The sequence below is a fragment of the Pseudomonas sp. C9D1 genome (assembly GCF_056491235.1).
Window position 1 is genome coordinate 1,103,304 of sequence record NZ_JBSZIE010000001.1, and the last position, 26,441, is coordinate 1,129,744.

The 26,441-nt window shown below is 65.8% G+C and carries 25 protein-coding genes and 2 pseudogenes; 11 read left to right on the forward strand and 16 right to left on the reverse strand.

What is annotated here, in order from left to right; translation table 11 throughout:
- Positions 1–183: 183 nt before the first annotated feature.
- The 3 genes from ACXI0U_RS05155 to ACXI0U_RS05165 all read right to left on the reverse strand — a co-directional run bounded on the left by ACXI0U_RS05155 (position 184) and on the right by ACXI0U_RS05165 (position 2,671).
- A complete protein-coding gene (locus tag ACXI0U_RS05155) occupies positions 184–1,572 on the reverse strand; it encodes an adenylate/guanylate cyclase domain-containing protein (protein WP_021221149.1) in 1,389 nt (462 codons plus the stop codon).
- A 153-nt stretch (positions 1,573–1,725) separates the two neighbouring features.
- On the reverse strand, positions 1,726–2,313 hold the full coding sequence (locus tag ACXI0U_RS05160; RefSeq protein ID WP_021221150.1) for an HD domain-containing protein: 588 nt from the start codon (positions 2,311–2,313) through the stop codon (positions 1,726–1,728).
- Between the two features lie 40 nt (positions 2,314–2,353).
- The gene (locus ACXI0U_RS05165) at positions 2,354–2,671 is read right to left on the reverse strand and encodes an Mpo1-like protein (protein WP_021221151.1); all 318 of its coding nucleotides are present in this window, start codon (positions 2,669–2,671) and stop codon (positions 2,354–2,356) included.
- 289 nt (positions 2,672–2,960) lie between these two features.
- Between ACXI0U_RS05165 and ACXI0U_RS05170 the strand changes: the two genes are divergently transcribed.
- Together ACXI0U_RS05170 and ACXI0U_RS05175 are read left to right on the forward strand one after the other, a co-directional pair.
- Positions 2,961–3,314, forward strand: coding sequence for a YkgJ family cysteine cluster protein (locus ACXI0U_RS05170; RefSeq protein WP_021221152.1), 354 nt, complete (start codon positions 2,961–2,963; stop codon positions 3,312–3,314).
- Between the two features lie 352 nt (positions 3,315–3,666).
- On the forward strand, positions 3,667–4,668 hold the full coding sequence (locus ACXI0U_RS05175) for an AraC family transcriptional regulator (protein ID WP_271660400.1): 1,002 nt from the start codon (positions 3,667–3,669) through the stop codon (positions 4,666–4,668).
- 121 nt (positions 4,669–4,789) lie between these two features.
- On the opposite strand, the gene ACXI0U_RS05180 is transcribed toward ACXI0U_RS05175, so the two are convergent.
- Both ACXI0U_RS05180 and ACXI0U_RS05185 read right to left on the reverse strand, forming a co-directional pair.
- Positions 4,790–6,244, reverse strand: a complete 1,455-nt coding sequence (locus tag ACXI0U_RS05180; RefSeq protein ID WP_431483828.1) for a TrkH family potassium uptake protein — start codon at positions 6,242–6,244, stop codon at positions 4,790–4,792.
- 77 nt (positions 6,245–6,321) lie between these two features.
- On the reverse strand, positions 6,322–7,776 hold the full coding sequence (locus tag ACXI0U_RS05185; RefSeq protein ID WP_350448086.1) for a TrkH family potassium uptake protein: 1,455 nt from the start codon (positions 7,774–7,776) through the stop codon (positions 6,322–6,324).
- Between the two features lie 131 nt (positions 7,777–7,907).
- Here ACXI0U_RS05185 and ACXI0U_RS05190 point away from each other — a divergent pair, with 131 nt between their 5' ends.
- Entirely contained in the window at positions 7,908–8,465 is a 558-nt protein-coding gene (locus tag ACXI0U_RS05190; RefSeq protein WP_184490622.1) for a nitroreductase family protein, read from the forward strand.
- A 67-nt stretch (positions 8,466–8,532) separates the two neighbouring features.
- On the opposite strand, the gene ACXI0U_RS05195 is transcribed toward ACXI0U_RS05190, so the two are convergent.
- The 6 genes from ACXI0U_RS05195 to ACXI0U_RS05220 form a co-directional block, all read right to left on the reverse strand.
- Complete coding sequence (locus tag ACXI0U_RS05195) at positions 8,533–9,855, reverse strand: sensor histidine kinase (RefSeq protein ID WP_350448088.1); 1,323 nt, start codon at positions 9,853–9,855, stop codon at positions 8,533–8,535.
- Positions 9,856–9,934: 79 nt separating this feature from the next.
- Positions 9,935–10,360: an LTXXQ domain protein gene (locus ACXI0U_RS05200; protein ID WP_431483829.1), complete on the reverse strand. Its 426-nt coding sequence runs from the start codon at positions 10,358–10,360 to the stop codon at positions 9,935–9,937.
- A gap of 165 nt (positions 10,361–10,525) precedes the next feature.
- Positions 10,526–11,203: a response regulator transcription factor gene (locus ACXI0U_RS05205; protein ID WP_021221159.1), complete on the reverse strand. Its 678-nt coding sequence runs from the start codon at positions 11,201–11,203 to the stop codon at positions 10,526–10,528.
- 15 nt (positions 11,204–11,218) lie between these two features.
- Positions 11,219–11,650, reverse strand: a complete 432-nt coding sequence (locus ACXI0U_RS05210) for an SH3 domain-containing protein (protein WP_431483830.1) — start codon at positions 11,648–11,650, stop codon at positions 11,219–11,221.
- 41 nt (positions 11,651–11,691) lie between these two features.
- A complete protein-coding gene (locus ACXI0U_RS05215) occupies positions 11,692–11,988 on the reverse strand; it encodes a YciI family protein (RefSeq protein WP_021221161.1) in 297 nt (98 codons plus the stop codon).
- A gap of 8 nt (positions 11,989–11,996) precedes the next feature.
- Positions 11,997–12,587, reverse strand: a complete 591-nt coding sequence (locus ACXI0U_RS05220) for a septation protein A (RefSeq protein WP_021221162.1) — start codon at positions 12,585–12,587, stop codon at positions 11,997–11,999.
- 66 nt (positions 12,588–12,653) lie between these two features.
- Between ACXI0U_RS05220 and ACXI0U_RS05225 the strand changes: the two are divergent.
- The 6 genes and pseudogenes from ACXI0U_RS05225 (at position 12,654) to rluB (ending at position 17,364) form a co-directional block, all read left to right on the forward strand.
- Positions 12,654–13,518, forward strand: a pseudogene (locus tag ACXI0U_RS05225) (PHP domain-containing protein).
- A gap of 13 nt (positions 13,519–13,531) precedes the next feature.
- Positions 13,532–14,167, forward strand: coding sequence for an L-threonylcarbamoyladenylate synthase (locus ACXI0U_RS05230; protein ID WP_148304265.1), 636 nt, complete (start codon positions 13,532–13,534; stop codon positions 14,165–14,167).
- Between the two features lie 119 nt (positions 14,168–14,286).
- Positions 14,287–14,986 (forward strand): annotated as a pseudogene (locus tag ACXI0U_RS05235) (segregation and condensation protein A).
- On the forward strand, positions 14,987–15,802 hold the full coding sequence (scpB, locus tag ACXI0U_RS05240; protein WP_431483831.1) for an SMC-Scp complex subunit ScpB: 816 nt from the start codon (positions 14,987–14,989) through the stop codon (positions 15,800–15,802).
- Between the two features lie 22 nt (positions 15,803–15,824).
- A complete protein-coding gene (locus tag ACXI0U_RS05245; RefSeq protein WP_021221167.1) occupies positions 15,825–16,004 on the forward strand; it encodes a DUF1289 domain-containing protein in 180 nt (59 codons plus the stop codon).
- An 88-nt stretch (positions 16,005–16,092) separates the two neighbouring features.
- Positions 16,093–17,364 (forward strand): 23S rRNA pseudouridine(2605) synthase RluB, encoded by a 1,272-nt coding sequence (gene rluB, locus ACXI0U_RS05250; RefSeq protein ID WP_021221168.1) that lies wholly within the window; start codon positions 16,093–16,095, stop codon positions 17,362–17,364.
- A gap of 70 nt (positions 17,365–17,434) precedes the next feature.
- On the opposite strand, the gene ACXI0U_RS05255 is transcribed toward rluB, so the two are convergent.
- From ACXI0U_RS05255 to ACXI0U_RS05275, 5 genes are all read right to left on the reverse strand, one after another.
- Entirely contained in the window at positions 17,435–18,361 is a 927-nt protein-coding gene (locus tag ACXI0U_RS05255) for a GGDEF domain-containing protein (RefSeq protein ID WP_021221169.1), read from the reverse strand.
- Positions 18,362–18,612: 251 nt separating this feature from the next.
- Entirely contained in the window at positions 18,613–19,353 is a 741-nt protein-coding gene (locus tag ACXI0U_RS05260; protein ID WP_021221170.1) for a YciK family oxidoreductase, read from the reverse strand.
- Positions 19,354–19,452: 99 nt separating this feature from the next.
- Positions 19,453–20,124: an N-acetylmuramic acid 6-phosphate phosphatase MupP gene (gene mupP, locus ACXI0U_RS05265; protein ID WP_431483832.1), complete on the reverse strand. Its 672-nt coding sequence runs from the start codon at positions 20,122–20,124 to the stop codon at positions 19,453–19,455.
- 5 nt (positions 20,125–20,129) lie between these two features.
- A complete protein-coding gene (gene ubiG / locus ACXI0U_RS05270; protein WP_431483833.1) occupies positions 20,130–20,828 on the reverse strand; it encodes a bifunctional 2-polyprenyl-6-hydroxyphenol methylase/3-demethylubiquinol 3-O-methyltransferase UbiG in 699 nt (232 codons plus the stop codon).
- Positions 20,829–20,854: 26 nt separating this feature from the next.
- On the reverse strand, positions 20,855–22,180 hold the full coding sequence (locus ACXI0U_RS05275; protein WP_431483834.1) for a TRZ/ATZ family hydrolase: 1,326 nt from the start codon (positions 22,178–22,180) through the stop codon (positions 20,855–20,857).
- A 113-nt stretch (positions 22,181–22,293) separates the two neighbouring features.
- On the opposite strand from ACXI0U_RS05275, the gene mtnA reads away from it, so the two are divergent.
- Entirely contained in the window at positions 22,294–23,370 is a 1,077-nt protein-coding gene (gene mtnA, locus ACXI0U_RS05280; protein WP_021221174.1) for an S-methyl-5-thioribose-1-phosphate isomerase, read from the forward strand.
- 218 nt (positions 23,371–23,588) lie between these two features.
- A complete protein-coding gene (gene gyrA / locus ACXI0U_RS05285; RefSeq protein ID WP_431483835.1) occupies positions 23,589–26,360 on the forward strand; it encodes a DNA gyrase subunit A in 2,772 nt (923 codons plus the stop codon).
- Positions 26,361–26,441: the final 81 nt, after the last annotated feature.

Below are 26,441 nucleotides of genomic sequence, written 5' to 3' on the forward strand. Positions count from 1 at the left end.
TTAATTCCCGTGATCCCGATTGCGAATGGATTCGCGCCAGCCGACGTACAGCTTCGCGAGCAGAGCTCGCTCCTACGGAGGGTGCCATGGACGTATGTGAAAAAACGTCCTTGCGGCCTGAGACACCTGCATCGCGCCCATGAAAAAGGCCGCCCGAGGGCGGCCTTCTTGTGACCCATTAGGTCAGAGAATGACTTTGTCGCGCAGTTTCTCGGCAGCCAGGTGCAGGGCCTGGATGACCTTTTCCTTGTCGTAGTTCTGGATGCCGTTGGTGTCCAGGTACATGGAGAAGCCCGGCAGTTCGTGCTCGACGTAGCTGGAGGTGGCGCCCAGGTCGCGGCGGAAGTCCACCACCTGGTAGATCTGCACCGGGCGGGCGAAGCCCTTGACGGTGATCTGGCCCTTGTCGCGGCACATGATCACGTCCTTGATCAGCGAATAGGTCTCGTGGGAGATGAGGATCTCGCCGGCTTCGGAGGCGCTTTCCAGGCGGCTGGCGAGGTTCACGTCGCGGCCGATGATGGTGTAGTCCATGCGCGTGTCGGCGCCGAAGTTGCCCACGGTGCAGTAGCCGGTGTTCAGGCCCATGCGGATTTCCAGGGGCTTGGTGATGCCCTGGGCGCGCCACTGCTGGCGTAGCACCTTCATGTGCTTGCGCATGGCGATGGCCATGGACACGGCGGCCACGGCGTCCTTCTTGGCGCCTTGGGTGGAGGGGTCGCCGAAGAACACCATCACGCAGTCGCCGACGAACTTGTCGATGGTGCCGCCGTACTTGAGGGCGATCTTCGACATTTCGTTGAGGTAGTTGTTGAGCAGGTCGGTGAGCGCTTCGGCCTCCAGTTCCTCGGAGAGCTCGGTGAAGCCCTTGATGTCGGAGAAGAACACCGTGAGCTTCTTGCGCTGGGTTTCCAGGCGCACGTGGCGCTTGCCGCTGAAGATCATTTCCCAGACCTGCGGCGACAGGTACTTGGCGAGGTTGCGGGCCAGGCGCGCGGCCTTTTCCTGCTCCAGCTTGATCTCGCTGCGCGCCAGCGCCAGGCGCAGGCCCTGCTGGTGCACGAAGAAGGCGGTGATGCACACGTAGAGCGTGGTGAAGCAGATGCTGACGAAGGACACCAGGGCCGGCGTGCCGAGCTTGAGGTCGGGGTGGGCGATTACCGTGGTCAGTACCGTGGCGCTGGCGGCGACGAGGATGGCCAGGCCCAGTTGGCGCAGGCCGCCGATGATCAGTGCGCTGAACGACAGGGTGAGCAGGAACATCAGGCTCGGCACCACCGAGAAGCCGAGTAGGGCCGCGCCGGCGCCGGCGTGCAGGGCGTCGATGAACAGCAGGACCAGGTGGGTGCGCTCGGGGTGGTCGCGCTTGAAGCGCAGGCTCAGGTGATGGGCCAGGTGCGGATAGAGCAGGGCGTAGGGGACGATCCACAGCACATCGAAGCCGAAGTACTGGGTGTAGGTGCCGGCGGCGATACTGGCGGCGGTGGCGATATAGGCCAGTACGCGGGAGTAATACTCGCGGAGCGGCGGGGTCGGAAGACTGCTGAGCCGGTCTAGATTGGCTGACTTCATGTAAACGAACGATCCCTGATGTTTTTCTGACGCGTTGTACGGGCGTCCGATGGTCTGCAAGACCTGAGCCAATGCCTGGCGGGTGCGGGATCATAACCAAGTGCCACTACGGCGGCCAAGCGTGGCCGCCGAACGGTGGGGCGGAATGGACGGTCAGCTCGCGTTGCGTTCCATCGCGGCCTTGTAGATGGATTGCTTGGGCTGGGCGAAGACCCGACGCAGCATCGGCTCGAAGTAGTCCAGGGGCAGGTACTCGGCTTCCGGGTCGAAGGCGGCGGCGTCGTAGCGCGCGCAGAACTCGATGGTCTGGCGGTACTGCGGGTGGTCCTTGAACTGCTCGCGCAGGTGGCGATCCAGGCCCAGGTGGTGGAAGAAGTAATAGCCCTGGAAGATCGCGTGCTTCTCAACCATCCAGTGGTTCTCGGGGCTGACGAAGGGCTTGAGCATGGCGGCGGCGATATCGGCGTGGTTGAACGAACCGAGCGTGTCGCCGATGTCGTGGAGCAGTGCGCAGATCACGTACTCCTCGTCCTTGCCGTCGCGGTGGGCAAGGGTTGCGGTCTGCAGCGAGTGGGTCAGGCGGTCCACCGGGAAGCCGCCGAAGTCGCCGTCCAGCAGCTTGAGGTGGGTGAGGATGCGGTCGGGCAACTGGGCGGCGTAGCGGGCGAAGTCCTGGGCGATGATGCCCCAGTCCTCGGCGGTGCCGTCTTCCATATGGGTGAAGCGGGCGTGGGCATTCATCAGGGGCCTCTCTTGTTGTTTTCGGGGGCCTGCCGCTTCCTCAGAAGCGGATGCGGCCGGTGAAGGCGTCCTTCAGCATCACCCAGTCGCCCATCAGGCTGTAGAGCGGGTACTTGAAGGTGGCGGGGCGGTTCTTCTCGAATACGAAATGGCCGACCCAGGCGAAGCCGTAGCCGGCCACCGGCAGGGCCAGCAGCCACAGCCACTGCTGGGTGACGATGGCGTAGGCGAGGATGCTCAGGACCAGCAGGCTGCCGACATAGTGCAGGCGGCGGCACACGTCGTTGCTGTGTTCCTGGAGGTAATAGGGATAGAACTCGGCGAAGCTGTTGAAACGCTCGGCGGGCACGGTGCTCATGGGATATCTCCTCTTTCTTGTTGGAAGAGAGTGTAGGACCGGAGCCTTTCCAGACCAGTGACATTAGGTGCCAGTTTAGTATCCCGGCGCGCCGCCAGTGATTCCGGGGTTTTCAGCTCTATTGTTGCCATCAAGCGGGCATTTCCGGCGAAAAGGAGCGACGTCTCCCCCGATTTGAGTAGCGTCCAGCTGTTGTGTGTGGGTCTGGCTAGCTGGGCCGTCAAGGCGGGATTCGGTGTGGGAGGTGCGGGTGGATGTACAATCCGCGCCCCAAAATCAGGATGTGCCAATGGATAGCTTGAGCCGCAGGATTGATCAGTTACGTCGGAGAATCCCCGGCTTCGAGTGCAAGCCAGGCTGTCACGACTGCTGCGGGCCGGTTACTGCGAGCTCGGTGGAGTTGGCCAGGCTCCCCGTCAAGAGTGAGGCCGAACATGAAGCCGCCCTGGGGGAGTGGAACTGCGTCCACCTTGGCCCCAATGGATGTGAGGCCTATGAGCAGAGGCCGCTCATCTGCAGGCTATTCGGAACTACACCCCAAATGCCTTGCCCGGAAGGGAGAGGGCCAGAGACGCCGACTGATGAATCAGTGGTGCTTCAGATCAACCAGCTGATTGCCAGCACGCGGCAGGTTTTGGTTTAGGCAGGCGGATATGAGGAGGAGGGAAGAGGAGTCAGTTGCCCGGGGCGCGCCGTAGTGACCGGAGATCTTGTAACTGTATGGGGAGGCCTCGCGCAGTGCGACCTCCGTGTCAGGTGTATGGCGTCATGCCTTCACCGTGATGGGGCTGTCGCTATGGAGCAAGAGGCTGAGCAGGCTGCCATCAAGCCGGCATAACCCACCCAATTCAGCCCGTTTATATCCGGTTTTCAGTGCGGTGAGATCGCTGAAAGCCGCATAGATACTGAGCCTTACATTCACCCTCTTGGGTTAGTATCCTTCGTCGCCAGGCCGTGTCCTGCGGTCTCCGTGTCTGACAGAACAAGAAGGCGCCATGAGCGAACGTACCACGTCATCGAGCTGGGCCCTGGGGATTGTCCAGGCGCTGGAAATGGGCGGCGTCGACTGCCGCAACCTGTTTCCCGAGCTGGGCCTCGACTATGCCGCACTGAGCGATCCCGATGCCCGTTTCCCCCAGGACGGCATGACCCGCCTGTGGTTGCGTGCGGTGGAGCTCTCGGGCAACCCGGCCATCGGCTTGAACATGGCCAAGGTGGTGAGGCCGGCGTCTTTCCATGTGGTGGGTTATGCGCTGATGTCCAGCCGCACCTTGAAGGAGGGCTTCGCCCGCCTGGTGCGCTACCAGCGGATCATCGCCGAAGGCGCGGACCTGAGCTTTCGCGCTACGCCGGAAGGCTATGCGCTGATCCTGGCGATCCATGGCGACCGGTTGCCACCGGCACGGCAGAGCGCCGAGGCGTCCATGGCCTATTCCCTGGCCTTCTGCCGCTGGATGACCGGGCGGCCGATCAACCCGTTGGAGATTCGTTTCCAGGGCCCGCCGCCTGTGGACATGGAGCCCTATCGCCAGGTGTTCCAGGCGCCGCTGCGGTTCAACGCCGAGCACTATGCGCTGCTGTTCGATCGCGCCGACATGGAGACGCCGCTGCCCACGGCCAACGAGTCCCTGGCGCAATTGCATGACCGTTTTGCGGGCGAGTACCTGGCACGTTTCTCCGGCAGCCGGGTGACCCACCAGGCGCGCCAGGTGCTGTGCCGCCTGCTGCCCCAGGGCGAACCCAAGCGGGAAGTGGTGGCCAGCGTCTTGCACCTGTCCCAGCGCACCCTGCAGCGTCGCCTGCAGGAAGAGGGCACCAGCTTCCAGCAACTGCTGGACGACACCCGCCGCGAACTGGCCGGGCAGTACCTGGCCCAGCCCAACCTGACCTTGCTGGAGATCGCCTACCTGCTGGGCTTTGCCGACCCGAGCAACTTCTTCCGCGCCTTCCGCCGCTGGTTCGACGCCACGCCTGGCGAGTACCGCGCGCGCCTGTAATCACCTTCCGGGCCTGTAGGGGCGACTTCAGTCGCCCAGCGGCGCCCGCGCCGCCTCGCATCCGCCGGCCTCCGATCTCCACCTGAAGAGCAGGAGCCAGTTCTCAGCGCATGCGGGAGCCTCAATGCCTCCAGAAGTACGGCGTGCAGATCACCAGCACGGTGATGATCTCCAGGCGGCCCAGCAGCATGCCGAGGGAGAGCAGCCACTTGGCGCCATCGGGCAGGCTGGAGAAGTTGCCCGCCGGCCCGATCACTTCGCCCAGGCCGGGGCCGACGCCGGAGACGGTGCTGGCGGCGCCGGTCAGCGCGGTGATCCAGTCCACCCCCATCAGCGAGAGGCCCAGGGCCATGACGCAGATGGTGATGGTGAAGAAGAAGGAGAAGGTAAGGATCGAGCGGACGATCTCTTCGTCCAGGCGGTGGCCGTTGTACTTCTGCTTGATCACCGCGCGCGGGTGGATCAGCTGGTAGAGGTTGGCCTTGAGCAGGATGTAGGCGACCTGGAAGCGGAAGATCTTGATGCCGCCGGCAGTGGAGCCGGAGCAGCCGCCGATGAAGCCCAGGTAGAAGAACAGCATCAGCGAGAAGTTGCCCCACAGGCTGTAGTCGCCCAGGGCGAAGCCGGTGGTGGTGAGAATCGAAGTGGTGTTGACCGCCACGTGGCGCAAGGCGTCGAGCCAATGCAGCTCGGTGGTCGCCCAGTACCAGGTGCCGAGCACCAGCCAGATCACCAGCAGCAGGCCGAGGAAGCCGCGCACCTGGTGGTCCTTGATCAGCGCCTTGCGGTGCCCGCGCAGGGTGGAGACGTAGAGGGCGAAGGGCAGGCTGCCGAGGATCATCACCACCACCGCGACCCAGTGCACGGCCGGCTGGTGCCACTTGGCCAGGGATTGGTCGGAGGTGGAGAAGCCACCGGTGGAAATCGCCGACATGGCGTGGTTGACCGCGTCGAAGGCGTTCATGCCGGCCAGCCAGAAGCCCAGGGTGCCGAGCAGGGTGAAGCTGACGTAAACCAGGACGATGTACTTGGCCACCATGTGCGAGCGCGGCATGACCTTGTCGGAGCGGTCGGAGGATTCGGTCTGGAACAGGCGCATGCCGCCGATGCGCAGCAGCGGCAGGATGGCCACTGCCATGCCGATGAAGCCGATGCCTCCCAGCCAGTGCAGCAGCGAGCGCCAGATGAGGATGCCGGGGGACATGCTGTCCAGCCCGCTGAGCACGGTGGCCCCGGTGGCGGTGACGCCCGACATGCTTTCGAAGAAGGCGTCGGTGTAGCTGATGTGCTGGGTGAAGAGGAAGGGCAGCGCGGCGAAGACCGCCACCACCACCCAGCTGGAAACGGTGAGCAGGTACATGTCGCGTGGGCGGAGGTGCACATGCTCCGGGCGCCCGGGAATGACCAGGGCCAGGCCGGCGAGGAAGGTGATCAGGCTCGACCAGACGAAGGAGTGGATGTCCTGGGTGCGTTCGAAGATGAACAGCGTCAGCACGGGGATGGCCATGCTCACGGCGAGGGTGATGAGGAATATGCCGATGATGAAACCGATGATGCGCAGGGTCGGCAATGCCATGGGTCAAGCTCTGAAAAGTGAAGGCCGCCATTCTAGCCGTGCTGGGGCGCCTGTCCACGGCCGGCCTGCCGGTGAGGTCAGTGTTTCCAGAATGCCCGGGTGAAGAGTACCAGCACGGTGAGGATCTCCAGGCGCCCCAGCAGCATGCCGACGGTTAGCATCCACTTCGCCGCATCCGGCAGGCTGGAGAAGTTGCCCGCCGGGCCGATGGTCGGGCCCAGGCCTGGGCCTACGTTGCAGACGGCGGTGGCGGCACCGGTGATGGCGGTGGCCCAATCGACGCCAACCAGGCACAGGCCCAGGGCGATGACACCGATGGTGACGGTGAAGAAGAAGGAGAAGGTGATCAGCGAGCGGACGATCTCTTCGTCGATGTTATGCCCGTTGTACTTCTGCCGGATCACCGCGCGCGGGTGCACCAGTTGCTGCAGGTTGGCCTTGAGCATCACCAGGGCCACCTGGAAGCGGAAGATCTTCAGGCCGCCGGCGGTGGACCCCGAGCAGCCACCGACGAAGGTCAGGTAGAAGAACAGCATGACCGAGAAGCTGCCCCAGAGGGTGTAGTCACCCAGGGCGATGCCGGTGGTGGTGACCACCGAGGTGACATTCACGGCGACGATGCGAACGGCGTCGAGCCAGCTGTTTTCCGAGTTGGCCCAGAACCAGGTGCCGAAGAGCAGCCAGGTGATGACCAGGAAGCCAATGAAGCCTCGGACCTGATGATCGCGGATCAGGGCCTTGCGATTGCCTCGCAGGCTGGCAACGTAAAGGGTGAAGGGCAGGCTGCCGAGGATCATCACCGCTATCGCCACCCAGTGCACCGCCGGCTGCGGCCAATGGGCGATGGAGCTGTCGGAGGTGGAGAAGCCGCCGGTCGAGATCAACGAGGCGGAGTGGTTGATGGCTTCGAACGGGGTCATGCCGGCCAGCCAGAAGGCCAGGGTGCCTAGCGCGGTGAGGCCGATGTAGACGACGAGGATGTACTTGGCCGCCATGTGCGAGCGCGGCATGACCTTTTCTCCCCAGTCGGAGGATTCTGTCTGGAACAGGCGCATGCCGCCGATACGCAGCAGCGGCAGGATGGCCACCGCCATGCCGATGAAGCCGATGCCCCCCAGCCAGTGCAGCATCGAGCGCCACAGCAGCAAGCCCGGCGAGGCGGTGTCCAGCCCGGTCAGCACGGTCGACCCGGTGGTGGTGATGCCGGACATGGTCTCGAAGAAGGCGTCGGTGTAGCTGATGTGCTGGATGAGCACCATCGGCAGTGCCGCGAAGCAGCACACCACCACCCAGCTGCTGGTGGTCAGCAGGTACATGTCGCGGGGGCGCATGTGCAGGTGTTCGGGACGGCCCGGAGCGACCAGGGCCAGGCCGCAGACGAAGGTGATCAGGCTCGACCAGGTGAAGGCGCTGAGGTCGTCGGTACGTTCGAACACCAGCAGCGCCAGCATGGGCACGACCATGCTGACGGACAGGGTGATGAGAAAGATGCCGATGATGAAGGCGATGATGCGGAGGGTCGGCAGTGCCATGGCAAGTCTGGACCGAGGGAAAAGGAGCGAGATTCTACGTAGGTGCATGACGCTGTAAAGCAGAGTGTGAGCCCGGAATGCGTCGCAACTTCGGCTAGAATGCCGCTTAACTCGAATCTGGAGGTGGCCCGATGGAGGCTCTAGACGCTCTGCTCAACCGTGTATCCCTGTCCCGCCTGGTGGAGCCGGCGCCCGATGCGGCGCAACGCGAGGTGCTGTTCCGCGCCGCCCTGCGTGCACCGGATCACGGCTACCTGCGGCCCTGGCGCTTTCTTACCGTCGAGGGCGAGGCCCGTAACCGGCTGGGCGAGCTGTTGGCCGAGGCGGTGAAGGCCAAGGACCCGCAAGCCCCCGAGGCGGCGGTGAACAAGGCCCTCGGCATGCCGCTGCGTGCGCCCCTGCTGGTGGTAGTGATCGCCAGCCTGACCGCGGGGCACAAGGTGCCGGAAAGCGAACAGGTGCTGTCGGCTGCCTGTGCTGCCCACGGCATCCTCCTGGCCGCCCATGCCCAGGGGCTGGGTGCCATCTGGCGTACCGGCGAGTTGAGCTATGACCGCCATGTCGCCCGTGGCCTGGGCCTGGCGGACAACGAACAGGTGGTGGGTTTCCTTTACCTGGGCAGTGTCGACGGCGAGCGTCGTGGCCCGCCGGAGCTGGCGCCTGCTGATTTCGTCAAAGCCTGGGGCTGATCGGCAGCGGCCCAACGAGCCCGGCGCAGGTTGCCTGCGCCGGGCTTTTTATTGCCTGGAGGGTGGTTCAGTTCAGCGGCCGCAGCGGCAGTTCGATGCTGGCGACGAAACCGCCACCGGGGTGGTTGGCCAGCGCCAGGGTGCCGCCGTGGCGCTCCACGGCGCGACGGGCGATGGCCAGGCCCAGGCCATGGCCGGGAGCCGCCTGGCCCGGGGCCCGGTAGAAGGGCTCACCCAGCTGGGCCAGGTGCTCGGGTTGCACGCCGGGCCCATGGTCACGCACCTGCACGCACAACAGGCCGTCGGCCTGGCTGGCGTCTATCTCCACCGGTTGTTCGGCCGGGTTGAAGCGCAGGGCATTGCGCAGCAGGTTGTCGAGGGCTCGTTCGAGCATGTCCGGCCAGCCGTCCAGGCGCAGCTCGGCGGGGCAGCGGATCTCGATGCGCTGATCCGGGTGCAGCAGGCGCGCGTCATCGGCCAGGCTTACCAGTAGCGGCCGCACCGCGATCGGGCGGGTGGCGCCCGGCTCGGCGTCGAGGCGGGCGAGGGCGAGGATTTCGCTGATCAGCGCTTCCAGTCGGTCACATTCCTGGCTCAGGCGTGGCCACAGGGCCTCGCGCTGCTCCGGGCCGGCGCGCTCGGCCAGGGCGAGGGCGATGCGCAGGCGAGCCAGGGGCGAGCGCAGCTCGTGGGAGACGTCCCGCAGCAGCTGGCGCTGGCTGCCGATCAGGCCCTGCAGGCGCTGGCCCATGCGGTTGAAGTCGCCGGCCAGCACGCCCAGCTCGTCGCGACGCCGTGACAGGCGCGCCAGGCTGTCCTGCTGGTAGGCCGTCTGGCCGAGGTCGTGCACGGCGCGGCGCAGGCGGTTGAGTGGCCGGGTGATGTAGAGGGTCAACGCCAGGCTGAACAGGGTCAGTACCACCAGGGCGATGCCAAGGGCGCTGAAGGGCCAGAGCAGGCTGCCACGGTGCCAGGCTTCCAGTTCGGGGTAGGGGATGCGGTAGATGAGCAGGAAGGAATCGCCGCTGCGGGTGCTGGTGTATTCCTCGGTGAGGCGGCGCCAGGGCAGGCGTTCATCGTGCTGGCGGGCCTCGAAGGCGGCGGCGCGGGGCGGGAAGGTGCCGCGCACCACGGGCTGGCCGCTGTCGTTGAGGATTTGCACGTCGATGCGGGCGCGGCGCTTGAACTGCTCGAGCATACGCTGCACCTCGTCCGGGCCGCCGACTTCGTAGCGTTGCACCAGGGTTTCCGCCAGGCCTTGCAGGGCGGGGTGGCGGCTGAGGATCCAGGCGTCCTGGTTGAGCGCGCGGCCCAGCAACATAGCCAGGCCGGCGACCAGCGCCAGGGCGAGCCAGAAGGCGGCGAGGATCCGCCAGAACAGTGAACGCACGCGATGCTCCTCCGGAAACGGCAAAGCCCATCAGGTGGGAGCCTGATGGGCGGTAGGACGGTCGGTCAGGCCGCCGTGGTCATTGGGCCTTGGCGCGCTGGGCTTTCCAGGCTTCGAACTCGGCACGCTCGGCGCGCCGCTCTTCCATCTTCTTCTGCTGCGCGTCGAACTCCTTCTGCTGCTCGGGGGTGAGCAGCGCGCGGATGTCGGCGCGGTTCTTCTCTTCGCTGGCCTTCAGCTCGTCCTGCATGGCCTTCTTGTCGGCGGCGGGCACCTTGTCCAGGTACTTCTGGGTGATGTCGTGGCGGTTCTTCATGGACTCGCCCATCAGCTTGCCGACCTGGTGGCGCTGGTCGCGGCTGAGGTCCAGTTCCTTGAACAGGCCGGGGCCACCGTGACCGGGGCCGCCGAAGCCGCGTTCCGGGCCGGGGCCACCTTCGGGCATGGCCATGGCGACGGTGGGCAGGGCGGCTGCGAGAAGCAGGGCGGCGATTGTCTTGCGCATGGTCTATCTCCTTGTCTCTGAACCGGCTGGTTGCCGGATGTGCTCAGTCTAGGGAGGGCAAGGTCAAGGGCGGTCAGGCCAGGGTAAAGCTTGGGTAAAGAGAGGCTCAGGGAACTGCTACGAAAGGCCCGGGGCGCTCTGCGACGCGGCGCCGGGTGAGGCGTGTCAGGCGCTGTAGTAGTAGCCGCGGCTGCGCAGGGCGACGATGCGTGGCCGGCCATCGGCGTGCGGGCCGAGCTTCTTGCGCAGGTTGCTGACGTGCATGTCGAGGCTGCGGTCATAGAGGGTGAGCTTGCGGCCCAGGGCCAGTTGCGCGAGCTCCTGCTTGTCCAGGGGCTCGCCGGGCTGGCGCAGCAGGGCCTCCAGCAAGCGGCCTTCGGAAACGGTGAGGCTGATTTCGTGATCGCCGACGTTGACCACGCCACGCACCGGGCTGTAGCAGAGGTCGCCCAACTCTAGCTGGCTGGATTGCGCCGGCGGCTGGGTGCGGCGCAGCACGGCGCGCAGGCGGGCGGTGAGCTCGCGCGGGTCGCAGGGCTTGGCCAGGTAGTCGTCGGCGCCCAGTTCCAGGCCGAGGATGCGGTCCAGCGGCTCGCCCCGTGCGGAGAGCATCAGCACCGGCAGCTCGGGGTGGTCGCCGCGCAATTGCTTGAGCAGTTCCAGGCCGCTGCCGTCGGGCAGCATCACATCGAGCACGACGACCGCCGGTGCATGGGCCGCGAGGGCGGCGCGGGCACTGACGCCGTCGTGGCAGGCGCGCACGCTGAAGCCTTCCTGGCTCAGCCAGCTGTTGAGCAGCTCGCAGAGTTCCTGGTCGTCGTCGATCAGCAGCAGTTCACTCATGGCCGTCGTTTCGCATCAGTTGATCCACGGGCGGGGCTGGCGTCGTCCGCCGCGGGCGAACAGGCCGATCAGCAGCGACAGCAGGGCGACGCCGCCGCCGATGGCGAACCACATCTGGTCGTCGCTGACCAGGCGCGGCGAGCGATCCGCCTGGGCCTCCTTGAGTTGCAGCTTGAGGCGCTGGTTTTCCTGGCGCAGGCGCGCCAGCAAGGCGGTATCGCGTTCGGCCGTGGTGCCGTTGGCCAGTTGGGCGGCCAGCTCGTTGCGCTGGCGCTCGCTTTCCGCCAGGCGCTGCTGCAGGGCGGTGAGCTCCTGGGCAGCGACGTTTTCCACCGGGCGCGGCTCCACCGCCACGTTGGGGGCCACCGTTGGCAGGGCCTCTTCGGCCTGGGCCAGCGCGACGGTCAAGGACAGGACGAACAGCAGGGACAGCGAGGCGTGGCGCATCGGAACTCCTGTTTCCTACGAATGGATTCTGCGTGCTGCTGTCAGAAGACCTGCTTGAAGGGTTTTACGGTCACGTTGGCGTAGACACCCGAGGTGCGGAAGGGGTCGGCATCGGCCCAGGACTGGGCGGCGACCAGGGACTCGAACTCGGCGACGACCAGGCTGCCGGTGAAGCCGGCGCTGCCCGGGTCGTTGCTGTCCACGGCCGGGTGCGGGCCGGCCAGTACCAGGCGGCCTTCGGCTTTCAACTGCTCCAGGCGGACGAGGTGCGCGGGGCGGTTGGCCACGCGTTTTTCCAGGGAGTCGGCAACATCGGTGGAGATGATCGCGTAGAGCATGACAGTCCTTATTCTTGAGGTTTTTCGGATTCGGGATCGTGCATGTGGCGCGCCAGGAAGATGCCCTGGCCGATGAGGAATAGCAGGGTCAGGCCCAGGCTGCCGAAGACTTTGAAGTCGACCCAGAACTCTTGATAGGTGAAGGCGACATAAAGGTTGGCGAAGCCACAGAACAGGAAGAAGACGATCCAGGCCAGGTTGAGGCGCACCCAGATGGCCTGGGGCAGCGCGACAGCGTGGCCCATGACGCGCTGGATCAGCGGCTTGTCGCCGATGAAGTGGCTGGCGGCGAAGCCCAGGGCGAACAGCCAGTTGACCACCGGCGCCTTCCATTTGAGGAAGGTTTCGCTGTGGAAAGCCAGGGTCAGGCCACCGAACACCAGGCAGGCGGCCAGGGTCAGCCACTGGCCTTTTTCCAGGCGGCGCTGGGTGACGAAGATCGCCCCGTAGACCACCACCGAGGCGGCGATCAGCACGGCGGTGGCGCTGAAGATGCCGCCCAGCATGACGCTGTGCCCGGCGAATTCGATGGCGCGCGGCTCGAGCTTGTAAACGATGAAGAAGAGGATGAGCGGGATGAAGTCGATGAATTGTTTCACGGCGGCAGCCAGAAGCGGGATGTGGCGGCATAATAACAAACCATTCTCGTAGCGAAAGCGCACGCCATGCACATTGATCTGCACTGTCACAGCACGGCCTCCGACGGCGCCCTGGCGCCCGCCGTACTGGTGGCGCGCGCCCATGAAAAGGGCGTGCGGGTGCTGGCGCTGACCGACCACGACACCCTCGAAGGGCTGGAGGAAGCGCGCAGCGCCGCCGCCGACCTGGACATCGAACTGATAAACGGCGTGGAGCTGTCCTGCACCTGGGGTGGCGCCACGATTCACGTGCTCGGCTATGCCTTCCGTCAGGACGCGCCAGAACTGCGCCAGGCCATCGCCGACCTGCATCAGGGCCGCTGGTCGCGTGCCGAGGAGATCGACCGGCGCCTGGCCGCCAAGGGCATGCCCGGGGCGCTGGAAGGCGCGCGGGCGATCCAGCGCGAACTGGGCGACAGCGGCAACGCGCCGGCACGCCCGCATTTCGCCGAGTTCCTGGTGCGCGAGAAGCATGTGCGTGATCGCGCCGAGGCCTTCCCGCAAATGGCTGGGCTCGGGCAAGCTCGGCGACGTCAAGCAGCACTGGCCGCCCCTGGCCGAGGCGGTGGGTACGTTGCGTGCCGCCGGGGCCTGGATCAGCCTGGCGCATCCCTACCATTACGACTTCACTAAGACCAAGCGTCGCAAGCTGGTGGCGGATTTCATCGCCGCCGGCGGCCACGCCATAGAGGTGGTCAACGGTATGCAGCCTGCGGAGCAGGTGGGCGTGTTGACCATTCTCGCCCGCGAATTCGGCTTGCTGGTGAGTGCCGGCAGCGATTTCCACGCACCTGGGGACTGGTCGGAGCTGGGCGTGTACCGACCCATACCGGAGGACCTGCCGCCCCTGGCGGCGCGTTTCCAACATGCACAACGACCAACTGAACGCTGAGCAGGGAGATAACGTGAGTCAGTTTTTCCAGGTCCACCCGGAGAATCCCCAGCCGCGGCTGATCAAACAGGCGGTGGAGATCGTCAGGGCGGGGGGCGTGATAGTCTATCCCACCGACTCCTCTTATGCGGTCGGCTGCGCCATCGGCGAGAAGAACGGCGTGGAACGCATCCGCCGCCTGCGCCGCCTGGATGACAAGCACAACTTCACCCTGGTCTGCCGCGACCTTTCCGAGCTGGGGCTGTTCGCCAAGGTCGACACCGCTGCGTTCCGCCTGCTCAAGGCGCATACGCCCGGGCCTTACACCTTCATCCTCAGCGCCACCCGCGAAGTGCCGCGCATGCTGCTGCACCCCAAGCGCCGCACCATCGGCCTGCGGGTGCCGGACCACCCTATCGCCCTGGCGTTGCTGGAGGAGCTGGGCGCGCCCTTGATGAGCGCCACCCTGACCCTGCCCGGTGAAGCCCTGCCGATGAGCGATCCCTACGAGATGCGCCAGATCCTCGAGCACCAGGTGGACCTGATCATCGACGGCGGTTATGGCGGCATGGAAGCCTCCACCGTGGTCGACCTGTCCGAAGGCGAGCCGCGCCTGGTGCGCGCGGGGTGTGGTGACCCGGCGCCCTTCCTGACGGACGCCGAGGCGTGAGTGCAGAGGCTACGCCCCAGGTCGACCAGGCCGGTGCCCAGCAGGAACTGCCGTTCGCCCTGGTCTACGGGCAGGCGGTCACCGAGCTGCCCATCGACCTCTATATCCCGCCGGATGCCCTGGAGGTGTTCCTCGAAGCCTTCGAAGGGCCGCTCGACCTGCTGCTTTATCTGATCCGCAAGCAGAACATCAACATCCTCGATATCCCCGTGGCGGAGATCACTCGCCAATACATGGGCTATGTCGAGCTGATGAAGTCGGTGCGTCTGGAGCTGGCCGCCGAGTACCTGGTGATGGCCGCCATGCTCGCCGAGATCAAGTCGCGCATGTTGTTGCCGCGCTCCAGCGAGGCGGAGGTCGAGGAAGAAGACCCGCGCGCCGAGCTGATCCGCCGCCTGCAGGAGTATGAGCGCTACAAGGCCGCCGCCGAAGGCATCGACATGCTGCCCCGGGTTGGCCGCGACAACACCGTGCCGCGCCTGGATGCTCCCGAGGCGCGGGCCCGCAAGCTGCTGCCGGATGTGAGCCTGGAAGAATTGCTGCTGTCCATGGCCGAGGTGCTGCGCCGCGCCGACATGTTCGAAAGCCACCAGGTGACCCGCGAGGCGCTGTCCACCCGCGAGCGCATGAGTGAAGTGCTGGAGCGCCTCCAAGGGGGGCGCCTTCCTGCCGTTCGTCAGCCTGTTCACCGCCGAAGAAGGGCGATTGGGCGTGGTGGTGACCTTCATGGCAGTGCTGGAGCTGATCAAGGAACAACTGGTGGAACTGGTGCAGAATGAGGCCTTTGCACCCATCCACGTCCGCGCAAGAGCCGAGTAGATGAACCTTAACGACCCCAAGGAGCTGGCCTCCCTGCTCGAGGCGTACCTGCTGGCTTCCGGCAAGCCGCTGTCGCTGGAGCGCATCGCCGAGCTGTTCGAGGAAGCCGAGCGACCGGAGCTTGCGCAGATCCGTGCCGCACTGGCGATCCTGGCCACCTCCTGCAAGGGGCGCGCCTTCGAACTCAAGGAAGTGGCATCCGGTTACCGCCTGCAGGTGCGTGAACGGTTCGCGCCCTGGGTCGGCCGCCTGTGGGAGGAGCGCCCGCAGCGTTATTCCCGCGCGATGCTGGAAACCCTGGCGCTGATCGCCTACCGCCAGCCGATCACCCGGGGCGAGATCGAGGACATCCGTGGCGTGGCGGTGAACAGCCAGATCGTCAAGACGCTGATCGAGCGCGAGTGGATTCGTGTGGTCGGTTACCGCGATGTGCCCGGCCGCCCGGCGATGTTCGCCACCACCAAGGGCTTCCTCGACCATTTCAACCTGAAGAACCTCGATGACCTGCCGCCGCTCGCCGCCCTGAGAGAGCTGGAGCCCGAGCCGGTGCTGGCCCTCGATGACGTCGACGTGCCGGTGCCCGAAGGTTTGCAGGCGCGCGCCGACCTGGCGGGCGAAGAGCCCGCCGAGCCCCGCGAAGAAACCAGCTTCCGCTCGCTGCTGGCGGAACTGGACACCATGGAGCAGGGGTTGAAGATCGACTTCGACGACCTGCCCGTCGCCGACGCCGAGCAACCGGCGGGCGAGGAGCCCGCCGGGGTGGAGGCGGGCGACGAGGCGCTGTTCGACGAAGCGCCTGACGAGACCCGTCACTGAGGCCACAAGACGAGGCGCTGCGATGAAGGACCCCTGCATCAAGGTTTGCCAGTTTGCCGACGACGTTTGCCGGGGTTGCGGGCGTACCCGCAGCGAAATCAAGGGCTGGAAGAAGCTCGGCAAGCAGGCGCGCCGCGAGGTGTTGGCCGAAGCCGATATGCGCCTGCTGGCCCTGGCCGCGACCGGCCGGCGAAAACACTGACGACCCCGCGCGTGCTCAGCTAGCCTGAGGTTCGCCCGCCGCGTATGATGCGCGACCTTTTTGAATGACTACACCGGGAGGTGCCCAGATGAACGAAGACGAATACAGCCCCGCTGGGGAAAAGCTGCAGAAGGTCCTGGCCCGCATTGGCCTGGCTTCGCGCCGCGACATCGAGGCCTGGATCACCGAAGGCCGCGTCAAGGTCAACGGCGTGGCCGCGACCCTTGGCCAGCGCGTCGACCGTCACGACGCCATCAGCGTCGACGGCCGCCTGCTCAAGCGCGAGGAAGAGACCGAAGCCGTCCGCCGCGTGCTGATCTACAACAAGCCCGACGGCGAAGTCTGCACCCGCGACGACCCGGAAGGCCGCCCCACCGTATTCGAGCGCCTGCCGCGTCTGCGCGCTGGCCGCTGGATCAACATCGGTCGTCTGGACATCAACACCACCGGCCTGCTGCTGTTCACCACCGACGGTGAGCTGGCCAACCGCCTGATGCACCCCTCCTACGAGATGGACCGCGAGTACGCCGTGCGCGTACGGGGCGAAGTCACCGAGGAGATCCTCGAGAACCTGAAGAACGGCGTGATGCTGGAAGACGGCCCCGCCAAGTTCACCGACATCCAGGAAGCGCCCGGCGGCGAAGGTTTCAACCATTGGTACCACTGCGTGGTGATGGAAGGCCGCAACCGCGAAGTACGTCGCCTGTGGGAATCCCAGGGCCTGGTGGTCAGCCGCCTGAAGCGCGTGCGTTTCGGCCCGGTGTTCCTCACCTCCGAGCTGACCATGGGGCGCTGGCGCGAGATGGGCCAGTCCGAAGTGGACATCCTCAGTGGCGAAGTGGGCCTCAAGCCTATCCAGCTGCCGGAGGTTTCCAGCAAGCACAAGGACAAGGTCGAGCGCATGCAGCGCAAGCTGGTCAAGCCGGTGAGCGGCCGTGGCCGCCGCCAGGGCGATGAGCGCCCGGCCCGTGGCCCGCGCAGCGAAGGTGGCGAGCGTCCTGCCCGTGGTCGTGGCGAAGGTGCTGAGCGCCCGAGCCGTGCACCGCGTGGTGAAGGTTCGGATCGTCCGGCCCGTGCTCCTCGTGGCGAGGGTTCTGACCGCCCGGCACGCAGCCCCCGTGGCGAAGGTGCCGAACGTCCCGCCCGCGCTCCGCGCCCGGCAGCCCGTGGCGAGCAGAACCGTGGCACGCCGCTGGCGGAGCGCCCGCGTGATGTGGCCAAGAAGCCCCGTGGCAAGCCCCAGGGCGATGCCAGCGAAGTGGCTGAGCGCCCGCAGCGCAAGCCGGCGCGCCCGGTAAGCAAGCGCACTAACGGGCCGGCAGGCGAGGGCCAGCGCCCTGGTTTCGGCCGTAAGCGCTGATTGGCTGATGCAATGAAAAAGGGGCCCGATGGGCCCCTTTTTCATGGGTGTCGTTCGCGTTGGGCGGGGCTTAGCCAGCCATGGACAGGCGATTGCGGCCGGTGCGCTTGGCCACATAGAGGGCGCTGTCGGCACGGCGCAGCAGGCTGTCCACCGATTCGGCCGGCAGCAGCGTGGCGCAGCCCAGGCTCATCGACAGCTCGATGGGACGCCCGCCAACCAGGTGCTGGATCTCCATCACGCCCATGCGCAGGCGCTCGCCGACCATGCCGGCGGCTTCGCGGCAGGTGTTGGAGAGCAGTACGAGGAATTCCTCGCCGCCGTAGCGGAATACCATGTCGACGTTACGCAGCTTGCCCTTGAGGGTGGCGGCCACGGCTTTGAGCACTTCGTCGCCGGTGCTGTGGCCGTATTCGTCGTTGACGCGCTTGAAGTGGTCGATGTCCAGCATCAGCACCGACAGCGGCTGTTGGCTGCGCCGCGCCAGGTCCACCTCGCGTTGCAGCGCCTGGTCCATGGCGATGCGGTTGCCGGTGTCGGTCAGCGGGTCGCGCAGTGCCGATTGCACCGCAGTGCGGTAGAGCAGGGCGTTGCGCAGCGGGAAGAGCATGCAGGCCAGCAGCGATTCGAGCTGGCTCAGTTCGGCATCGTCGAAACGCTGGCGGCGGCGGAAGATCAGCTCGCCCAGGTACTCGCCCTCGTGGCTCAGTCGGTAGCCGGCCGAGTGGGCGGCACGCTCGCCGTATTCCAGGCGTAGGTCACTGCTCTGGTGCTGGTAGGCCAGGGCGTCGAGGGGGACGAGGCGCTGCACTTCACGGAAGAACAGGCTGACGATGCGCTCCACATCCAGGCTGGTCTGCAGCTGCATGCTCAACTGGCGACGCAGTTCCAGCAGGGTCATCTGCCGCAGCTTGCTTTGCGCCGGGCTGGTAAAGCCCAGGCGCTGAAGCTTGGCAGCATCGAAATCTATGGTGTTGGTAGGGGTGGACGGGACCATTTGGCGAACCTCTGACGCTCGAAGCGACGACACCAGGCATAGAGCGATTTCCGTGCCAGAACCGTTTTCTGTCTTCAAAAGCGTTTGGATTCAAGGTGTTATCTGTAGTGGCAAAAAGCCTGTGGCAAGCTTTTGCCGGTGGATTGGCGCACGCCTGGCAACGTGATGCCGTTCACGGGGGAGCGGTGCCGGTTTAATGGCGGAGGGGGCGGCGGCGACCGTTGCGGTCGCCGCGTGAGGCGGGTGCCGGGTTACTGGGCGTCGAAGGCCTGGCCGTTGACGCCGGTGCTGTCGGCGCCCATGAGGTAGAGGTAGACCGGCATGATGGCGTCGGGCAGCGGATTGTTTTCCGGGTTCTCGCCCGGGTAGGCCTGGGCGCGCATGCTGGTGCGGGTGGCGCCGGGGTTGACGCTGTTGGAGCGGACGTTGGCGATGCCGTCCAGTTCGTCGGCCAGGGTCTGCATCAGGCCTTCGGTGGCGAACTTGGAGACCCCGTAGGCGCCCCAGTAGGCGCGACCCTTGCGGCCAACGCTGCTGGAGGTGAAGACCACCGAGGCGTCGCTGGACAGCTTGAGCAGCGGTAGCAGGGTGCTGGTCAGCATGAACATGGCGTTGACGTTGATCTGCATGACACGCATGAAGTTGTCGCCGGATAGCTGCTCCATCGGCGTGCGCGGGCCGATGATGGAGGCGTTGTGCAGCAGGCCGTCGAGGCGGCCGAATTCGTTCTCCACCATGGCCGACAGTTCGTCGTACTGGTGCGGCTGGGCGGTTTCCAGGTTGAAGGGGATCACCGCCGGCTGGGGGTGGCCCGCCGCTTCGATCTCGTCATAGACCTGGTTGAGGTTGGCTTCGGTCTTGCCCAGCAACAGCACGGTGGCACCGTGGGCCGCGAAGGCCTTGGCGGCAGCGGCGCCGATGCCGCGGCCTGCGCCGGTGATCAGGATGACCCGGCCCTTGAGCAGGTCGGGGCGGGCGGAATATTGGAACATGTCGGGCTCCTTCGGAGAGCTGCAAGCTGCAAGCCTGAAGCTGAAAGTAGGGTGAGGGGGCGTCTTGCAGCTTGTGGCTTGAAGCTCGCCCCTGCTGCGTCAGCAGCTACACAGCGCGCGATCGAGTACGGCGCGCAGTTCGAGGGGGTGGTCGACGACCACGTCGGCGCCCCAGTGGCTGGGGTTGTCGTCGGGGTGGATGTAGCCATAGGTGACGGCGGCGGTGCGGGTGCCGGCGGCGCGGCCGGACTCGATGTCACGCAGGTCGTCACCGACGAAGAGCACGCTGGCCGGGTCCAGCTGCAGGCGGCTGCAGGCCAGGAGCAGGGGCTCGGGGTCGGGCTTGCTGTTCTTCACGTGGTCCGGGCAGATGAGGATCGCCGAGCGTTCGGCCAGGCCGAGCTGCTGCATGATCGGCTCGGCGTAGCGCACCGGCTTGTTGGTGACCACGCCCCAGATCAGGCGTGCCTTCTCGATATCCTGCAGCAGTGCATCGATGCCGTCGAAGGGGCGGGTGAGCACGGCGCAATGGGCCTGGTAGCGCTCCAGGAATTCCTGGCGCAGGGTTTCGAAGCCCTCGGCTTGCGGGTCCATGTCGAAGGCGGCGGCGACCATGGCGCGGGCGCCGCCGGAGACCTGGTCACGGACCAGCTTGTCGTCCAGGACCGGCAGGCCCCGGTCGACGCGCATGGCCTGGGTCACGGCGATGAAATCCGGCGCCGAGTCCAGCAGGGTGCCGTCCATGTCGAAGAGTACCGCTCTGAGGCGCATGCCGGTCACTCCTCGCGCAGCGTGTGGATCATGTAGTTGACGTCCACGTCGCTGGCCAGCTTGTAGTGCTTGGTGAGGGGGTTGTAGGTGAGGCCGATGATGTCCTTCACCTGAAGGCCGGCGGCGCGGCTCCAGGCGCCCAGCTCGGAGGGGCGGATGAATTTCTTGAAGTCATGGGTGCCGCGGGGCAGCAGGTTCATGATGTATTCGGCGCCCACGATGGCGAACAGGTAGGCCTTGGGGTTGCGGTTGATGGTGGAGAAGAACACCTGGCCGCCCGGCTTGACCAGGGTCTGGCAGGCGCGGATCACCGAGGCCGGGTCCGGCACGTGTTCGAGCATCTCCAGGCAGGTGACCACATCGAACTGGCCGGGCATCTCGGCGGCCAGCTCTTCGGCGGTGATGCGGCGGTATTCCACCGGCACGCCGGATTCCAGCTGATGCAGGCGGGCGACGGCCAGGGGCGCTTCACCCATGTCGATGCCGGTGACCTTGGCGCCACGCTGGGCCATGGCCTCGCTGAGGATGCCGCCGCCGCAGCCGATGTCGAGCACCGTCTTGCCGGCGAGGCGGGCGCGCTCGTCGATCCAGTTGACCCGCAGGGGGTTGATGTCGTGCAGCGGTTTGAATTCGCTTTCGCGGTCCCACCAGCGGTGGGCGAGGGCTTCGAATTTGGCGATTTCAGCGTGGTCGACGTTGCTCATGGAGACACCTTTTCATCAATCGGAATTCAGTGGCTGGCGATCCGCTCGCCCCAGGCTTTCGCGGTGGCGATCAGGCGGTCTTCGTCCAGGCGGGTGAGGCTGCCTGCATCGAGCAGGGGCTTGCCGTCGACCCACACATGCCGGACGCAATCGCGCCCGGTGGCATAGATAAGCTGCGAAACCGGGTCGTAGACCGGTTGCTGGGCCAGCCCGGAGAGGTCGAAGGCGACCATGTCGGCGGCCTTGCCGATCTCCAGCGAGCCGGTGTCCTGTTCCATTCCCAGGGCCCGCGCTCCATTGAGCGTAGCCATGCGCAGGGCGCGGTGGGCGTCCAGGGCGGTGGCCGAGCCGGCGACGGCCTTGGCCAGCATGGCGGCGGTGCGGGTTTCGCCCAGCAGGTCGAGGTCGTTGTTGCTGGCGGCACCGTCGGTGCCCACGGCGACGTTGACGCCGGCCAGCCACAGGCGCTCCACCGGGCAGAAGCCGCTGGCGAGCTTGAGGTTGGATTCCGGGCAATGGATGACGCTGGTGTTGCTTTCTACCAGCAGTGCCAGGTCTTCATCGCTGATCTGGGTCATGTGCACGGCCTGGAAGCGCGGGCCGAGCAGGCCGAGGCGGGCCAGGCGGGCGAGGGGGCGTTCACCGCGCTGCTCCAGGCTCTGCTGGACCTCGAATGCGGTTTCCTGCACGTGCATGTGGATGCCGGCATCCAGCTCTTCGGCGAGCATGCGGATGTTTTCCAGCTTGTCGTCGCTGACCGTGTAGGGCGCATGGGGGCCGAAGGCGACCTTGATGCGCGGGTGGTGCTTGAGGTCGCTGAACAGTTCGAGGCCATGGCGGATGGCTTCGGCGGCGTCGAGGGCGCCGGGAATGGGGAAGTCGATGACCGGGATGGTGATCTGCGCCTTGATCCCGCTGCCGTGCACCGCCTCGCTGGCCACGGCGGGGTAGAAGTACATCTCGGAGAAGCAGGTGATGCCGCCCTTGATCTGCTCGGCGATGGCCAGTTCGGTGCCATCGCGGACGAAGGCCTCGTCGACCCATTTGGCCTCGGCCGGCCAGATGTGCTGCTCCAGCCAGGTCATCAGCGGCAGGTCGTCCGCCATGCCGCGGAACAGCGACATGGCGGCGTGGCCGTGGGCGTTGATCAGCCCGGGAGCCAGCAGCATGCCTGGCAGCTCGCGCACTTCCGTCGCGGGCCAGCGCAGGGCCTCTTCGCGCGTGGCGATCAGCGCGATACGCCCGTCACGGATGCCCAGCGCATGGTCACGCAGAACCACGCCTGCGGGTTCCACGGGGACTATCCAGGTTGGCAGCAGGAGCAGGTCGAGCGGGGCTTTGGCGTCGGGCATGGTGGCGCATCCTGGGCGCAGGAAAATATCGCGGCAGTATACCCGAGCCAGACAGGCTCGGGATCGCTATAATCCGCGGTTTTTCCGCGAGTTTATTGGTGGCGAGGTGTTCCATGCGTGAGCAACTGTTGGCAGCCGAGAAGGTGATCGCCATCGACTGGCGGGACGGGGTCCTGCGACTGCTCGACCAGCGCCTCCTGCCCCAGGAGGAAACCTGGCTGGAATACGCCACGGCGGCCGATGTCGCTGAAGCGATCCGCCTGATGGTGGTGCGCGGTGCGCCGGCCATCGGCATCAGTGCCGCCTACGGGTTGGTATTGGGTGCCCGTGCGCGGCTGGCGGCCGGCGGCGATTGGCGTGAGGCGCTGGAAGAGGATTTCAGCGTGCTTGCGGACTCGCGACCCACGGCGGTCAACCTGTTCTGGGCGCTCAATCGTATGCGCGAGCGTCTGGATCGCCTCAAAGATGGCGAAGACCCGCTGCAGGTGCTGGAGGCAGAAGCGGTCTCCATTCACGAAAGCGACCGCGAGGCCAACCTGACCATGGCCCAGCTGGGCATGGAGCTGATCCGCAAGCACCAGGGCAATCCCCAGGCCCTGTTGACCCATTGCAATACCGGTGCCCTGGCCACGGGCGGCTTCGGGACTGCGCTGGGGGTGATTCGCGCCGCCCACCTCGATGGGCTGGTGGAGCGCGTGTATGCCGACGAGACCCGCCCCTGGTTGCAGGGTGCGCGCCTTACCGCATGGGAGCTGGCCAACGAAGGCGTGCCGGTGAGCCTCAATGCCGATGCCGCGGCAGCGCACCTGATGAAGACCGCCGGTATCACCTGGGTGATAGTCGGGGCGGACCGCATCACTGCCAATGGCGATGTGGCGAACAAGATCGGCACCTACCAGTTGGCGGTGTGCGCGATGCACCACGGTGTGCGCTTCATGGTCGTGGCGCCGAGCTCCACCATCGATATGGCGCTGGAGAGCGGTGATGACATTCCGATCGAGGAGCGTGAAGGGCGCGAGTTGCTCGAGTTGGGTGGCAAGCGGGTGGCGGCCGATGTACATGCGGTCAATCCGGTGTTCGATGTGACCCCGGCGGACCTGATCGACGCCATCGTGACCGAGAAAGGCATCGTCGAGCGGCCCGACACTGCCAAGCTGGCGCAACTGATGTGCCGCAAACGCCTGCATTGACGCTTGGGCCTGCGCCCGGCGGGGCTGGGTGCAGGGCAGTGACTGTGGTAAGCTCCGCCAGTTATCGAGCCTCCCTTTGCAAGGTCGGCATTCTGTGCGGATCCGTGGCTTAACTCGTTGATTTGTCGTGAGTCGTGCTGGCGCTGCCAGGCGACGAGCCTCGCGTCATCCAGGAAGGATGTGTCGGGGTTTCACTAGAAAAAGGAATCAGGCTTCTCATGGGCGAACTGGCCAAAGAAATCCTCCCGGTCAATATCGAAGACGAGCTGAAACAGTCCTACCTCGACTACGCGATGAGCGTGATCGTCGGGCGCGCCCTGCCGGATGCGCGCGACGGTCTGAAACCGGTACACCGTCGCGTGCTGTTCGCCATGAGCGAGCTGAACAACGACTGGAACAAGCCGTACAAGAAATCCGCCCGTGTGGTCGGTGACGTGATCGGTAAGTACCACCCCCACGGTGATACCGCCGTGTACGACACCATCGTGCGCATGGCCCAGCCCTTCTCCCTGCGCTACATGCTGGTCGACGGTCAGGGCAACTTCGGTTCGGTGGACGGCGACAACGCCGCGGCCATGCGATACACCGAAGTGCGCATGTCCAAGCTGGCCCACGAGCTGCTGGCGGACCTGGACAAGGAAACCGTCGACTGGGTGCCCAACTACGACGGCACCGAGCAGATTCCGGCGGTCATGCCGACCAAGATTCCCAACCTGCTGGTCAACGGCTCCAGCGGCATCGCCGTGGGCATGGCCACCAACATCCCGCCGCACAACCTGTCCGAAGTCATCGACGGTTGCCTGGCACTGATGGACAACGGCGAGCTGACCGTCGATGAGCTGATGCAGTACATCCCCGGTCCGGACTTCCCGACCGCGGGCATCATCAACGGTCGTGCCGGCATCATTGAGGCCTACCGCACCGGCCGTGGCCGCATCTATATCCGTGCCCGCGCCGAAATCGAGGACATGGAGAAGGGCGGCAACCGCCAGCAAATCATCGTCACCGAACTGCCCTACCAGTTGAACAAGGCGCGTCTGATCGAAAAGATCGCCGAACTGGTCAAGGAGAAGAAGCTCGAAGGCATCACCGAACTGCGCGACGAGTCCGACAAGGACGGCATGCGCGTAGTGATCGAGCTGCGTCGTGGCGAAGTCGGCGAGGTGGTGCTCAACAACCTCTACGCCCAGACCCAGATGCAAAGCGTGTTCGGCATCAACGTGGTGGCCCTGGTCGATGGCCAGCCGCGCACGATGAACCTCAAGGACATGCTCGAGGTGTTCATCCGTCACCGCCGTGAAGTGGTGACCCGCCGTACCGTCTACGAGCTGCGCAAGGCCCGTGAACGCGGCCACATCCTCGAAGGCCAGGCCGTCGCCCTGTCGAACATCGACCCGGTGATCGAGCTGATCAAGAACTCGCCGACCCCGGCCGAGGCCAAGGACCGCCTGATCGCCACCGCCTGGGAATCCTCCGCCGTGGAAGCCATGGTCGAGCGCGCCGGTGCCGACTCCTGCCGTCCGGAAGATCTGGATCCGCAGTACGGCCTGCGTGAAGGCAAGTACTACCTGTCTCCGGAGCAGGCCCAGGCCATCCTCGAGCTGCGCCTGCACCGCCTGACCGGCCTGGAGCACGAGAAGCTCCTGTCCGAGTACCAGGAAATCCTCACCCTGATCGGCGAGCTGATCCGCATCCTCACCAACCCCGAGCGCCTGATGGAAGTCATCCGCGAGGAGCTGGAGAAGGTCAAGGCCGAGTTCGGCGACGCCCGTCGCACCGAGATCGTTGCGTCCCAGGTGGACCTGACCATCGCCGACCTGATCACCGAAGAAGAGCGCGTCGTCACCATCTCCCATGGTGGCTACGCCAAGTCCCAGCCGCTGGCCTCTTACCAGGCGCAGCGTCGCGGTGGCCGCGGCAAGTCCGCCACCGGTGTGAAGGACGAGGACTACATCGAACACCTGTTGGTCGCCAACAGCCACGCCACGCTGCTGCTGTTCTCCAGCAAGGGCAAAGTGTACTGGCTGAAGACCTTCGAAATCCCGGAAGCCTCGCGTACCGCACGTGGTCGTCCGCTGGTGAACCTGCTGCCGCTGGACGAGGGCGAGCGCATCACCGCGATGCTGCAGATCGACCTGGAAGCGTTGCAGCGCGAAGCCGGCGACGAGGATGACCTCGAGGAAGCCGAGGGCGCAGTGCTCGAAGGCGAGATCGTCGAGCAGGAAGTCGAGGAAGTCGAAGGCGATACCCCGGAACTGGTGGCTGAGCCTACCGGTGCCTACATCTTCATGGCCACCGCCTTCGGTACCGTGAAGAAGACCCCGCTGGTGCAGTTCAGCAAGCCGCGTTCCAGTGGCCTGATCGCTCTGCGCCTGGATGAGGGTGACACCTTGATCGCTGCCGCCATCACCGACGGCGCCAAGGAAGTCATGTTGTTCTCCAGCGCCGGTAAGGTGATCCGCTTCGCCGAAAGCATGGTGCGCATCATGGGCCGTACCGCCCGTGGCGTCCGCGGCATGCGCCTGGCCAAGGAGCAGCAGCTGATTTCGATGCTGATCCCCGAAACCGGTGCGCAGATCCTGACCGCATCGGAGCGCGGCTTCGGCAAGCGCACCGGCCTGGGCAAGTTCCCGCGCCGTGGCCGTGGTGGCCAGGGTGTGATCGCCATGGTCATCAACGAGCGTAACGGCAAGCTGGTCGGCGCCATTCAGGTGCAGGACGGCGAGGAGATCATGCTGATCTCCGACCAGGGCACCCTGGTGCGTACCCGTGTCGACGAAGTCTCCAGTTCCGGCCGCAACACCCAGGGCGTGACCCTGATCAAGCTGGCCAAGGACGAGACCCTGGTTGGCCTGGAGCGTGTGCAGGAGCCGTCCGGTGTCGACGAGGACGAGGAGCTGGAAGACGGCGAAGTGGCAGTCGATGCCGCAGCCGACGCTCCGGCGGACGACGTCCAGCAGGATGACGCGCAGCCGGCAGGTGAAGAGTAAGAAGCTGCAGAGCGGGCGGGCCCTAGCCGGCCTGTCCACTCGGTAGAAGACCATCAGTGGGGGTGCAGGTGCCCCCGCGCT

Bases quoted from the DNA above. Each gene is read 5' to 3' on its own strand.
- ACXI0U_RS05210 (WP_431483830.1), bottom strand. From the start codon at position 11,650: ATGCGCCACGCCTCGCTGTCCCTGCTGTTCGTCCTGTCCTTGACCGTC.
- rluB (WP_021221168.1), top strand. From the start codon at position 16,093: ATGAACGAAGACGAATACAGCCCCGCTGGGGAAAAGCTGCAGAAGGTC.
- ACXI0U_RS05185 (WP_350448086.1), bottom strand. From the start codon at position 7,776: ATGGCACTGCCGACCCTCCGCATCATCGCCTTCATCATCGGCATCTTT.
- ACXI0U_RS05180 (WP_431483828.1), bottom strand. From the start codon at position 6,244: ATGGCATTGCCGACCCTGCGCATCATCGGTTTCATCATCGGCATATTC.
- ACXI0U_RS05200 (WP_431483829.1), bottom strand. From the start codon at position 10,360: ATGCGCAAGACAATCGCCGCCCTGCTTCTCGCAGCCGCCCTGCCCACC.
- ACXI0U_RS05175 (WP_271660400.1), top strand. From the start codon at position 3,667: ATGAGCGAACGTACCACGTCATCGAGCTGGGCCCTGGGGATTGTCCAG.
- ubiG (WP_431483833.1), bottom strand. From the start codon at position 20,828: ATGAGCAACGTCGACCACGCTGAAATCGCCAAATTCGAAGCCCTCGCC.
- ACXI0U_RS05205 (WP_021221159.1), bottom strand. From the start codon at position 11,203: ATGAGTGAACTGCTGCTGATCGACGACGACCAGGAACTCTGCGAGCTG.
- ACXI0U_RS05160 (WP_021221150.1), bottom strand. From the start codon at position 2,313: ATGAATGCCCACGCCCGCTTCACCCATATGGAAGACGGCACCGCCGAG.
- scpB (WP_431483831.1), top strand. From the start codon at position 14,987: ATGAACCTTAACGACCCCAAGGAGCTGGCCTCCCTGCTCGAGGCGTAC.
- ACXI0U_RS05275 (WP_431483834.1), bottom strand. From the start codon at position 22,180: ATGCCCGACGCCAAAGCCCCGCTCGACCTGCTCCTGCTGCCAACCTGG.
- gyrA (WP_431483835.1), top strand. From the start codon at position 23,589: ATGGGCGAACTGGCCAAAGAAATCCTCCCGGTCAATATCGAAGACGAG.
- mtnA (WP_021221174.1), top strand. From the start codon at position 22,294: ATGCGTGAGCAACTGTTGGCAGCCGAGAAGGTGATCGCCATCGACTGG.
- ACXI0U_RS05170 (WP_021221152.1), top strand. From the start codon at position 2,961: ATGGATAGCTTGAGCCGCAGGATTGATCAGTTACGTCGGAGAATCCCC.
- ACXI0U_RS05165 (WP_021221151.1), bottom strand. From the start codon at position 2,671: ATGAGCACCGTGCCCGCCGAGCGTTTCAACAGCTTCGCCGAGTTCTAT.
- mupP (WP_431483832.1), bottom strand. From the start codon at position 20,124: ATGCGCCTCAGAGCGGTACTCTTCGACATGGACGGCACCCTGCTGGAC.
- ACXI0U_RS05155 (WP_021221149.1), bottom strand. From the start codon at position 1,572: ATGAAGTCAGCCAATCTAGACCGGCTCAGCAGTCTTCCGACCCCGCCG.
- ACXI0U_RS05190 (WP_184490622.1), top strand. From the start codon at position 7,908: ATGGAGGCTCTAGACGCTCTGCTCAACCGTGTATCCCTGTCCCGCCTG.
- ACXI0U_RS05215 (WP_021221161.1), bottom strand. From the start codon at position 11,988: ATGCTCTACGCGATCATCTCCACCGATGTTGCCGACTCCCTGGAAAAA.
- ACXI0U_RS05260 (WP_021221170.1), bottom strand. From the start codon at position 19,353: ATGTTCCAATATTCCGCCCGCCCCGACCTGCTCAAGGGCCGGGTCATC.
- ACXI0U_RS05255 (WP_021221169.1), bottom strand. From the start codon at position 18,361: ATGGTCCCGTCCACCCCTACCAACACCATAGATTTCGATGCTGCCAAG.
- ACXI0U_RS05245 (WP_021221167.1), top strand. From the start codon at position 15,825: ATGAAGGACCCCTGCATCAAGGTTTGCCAGTTTGCCGACGACGTTTGC.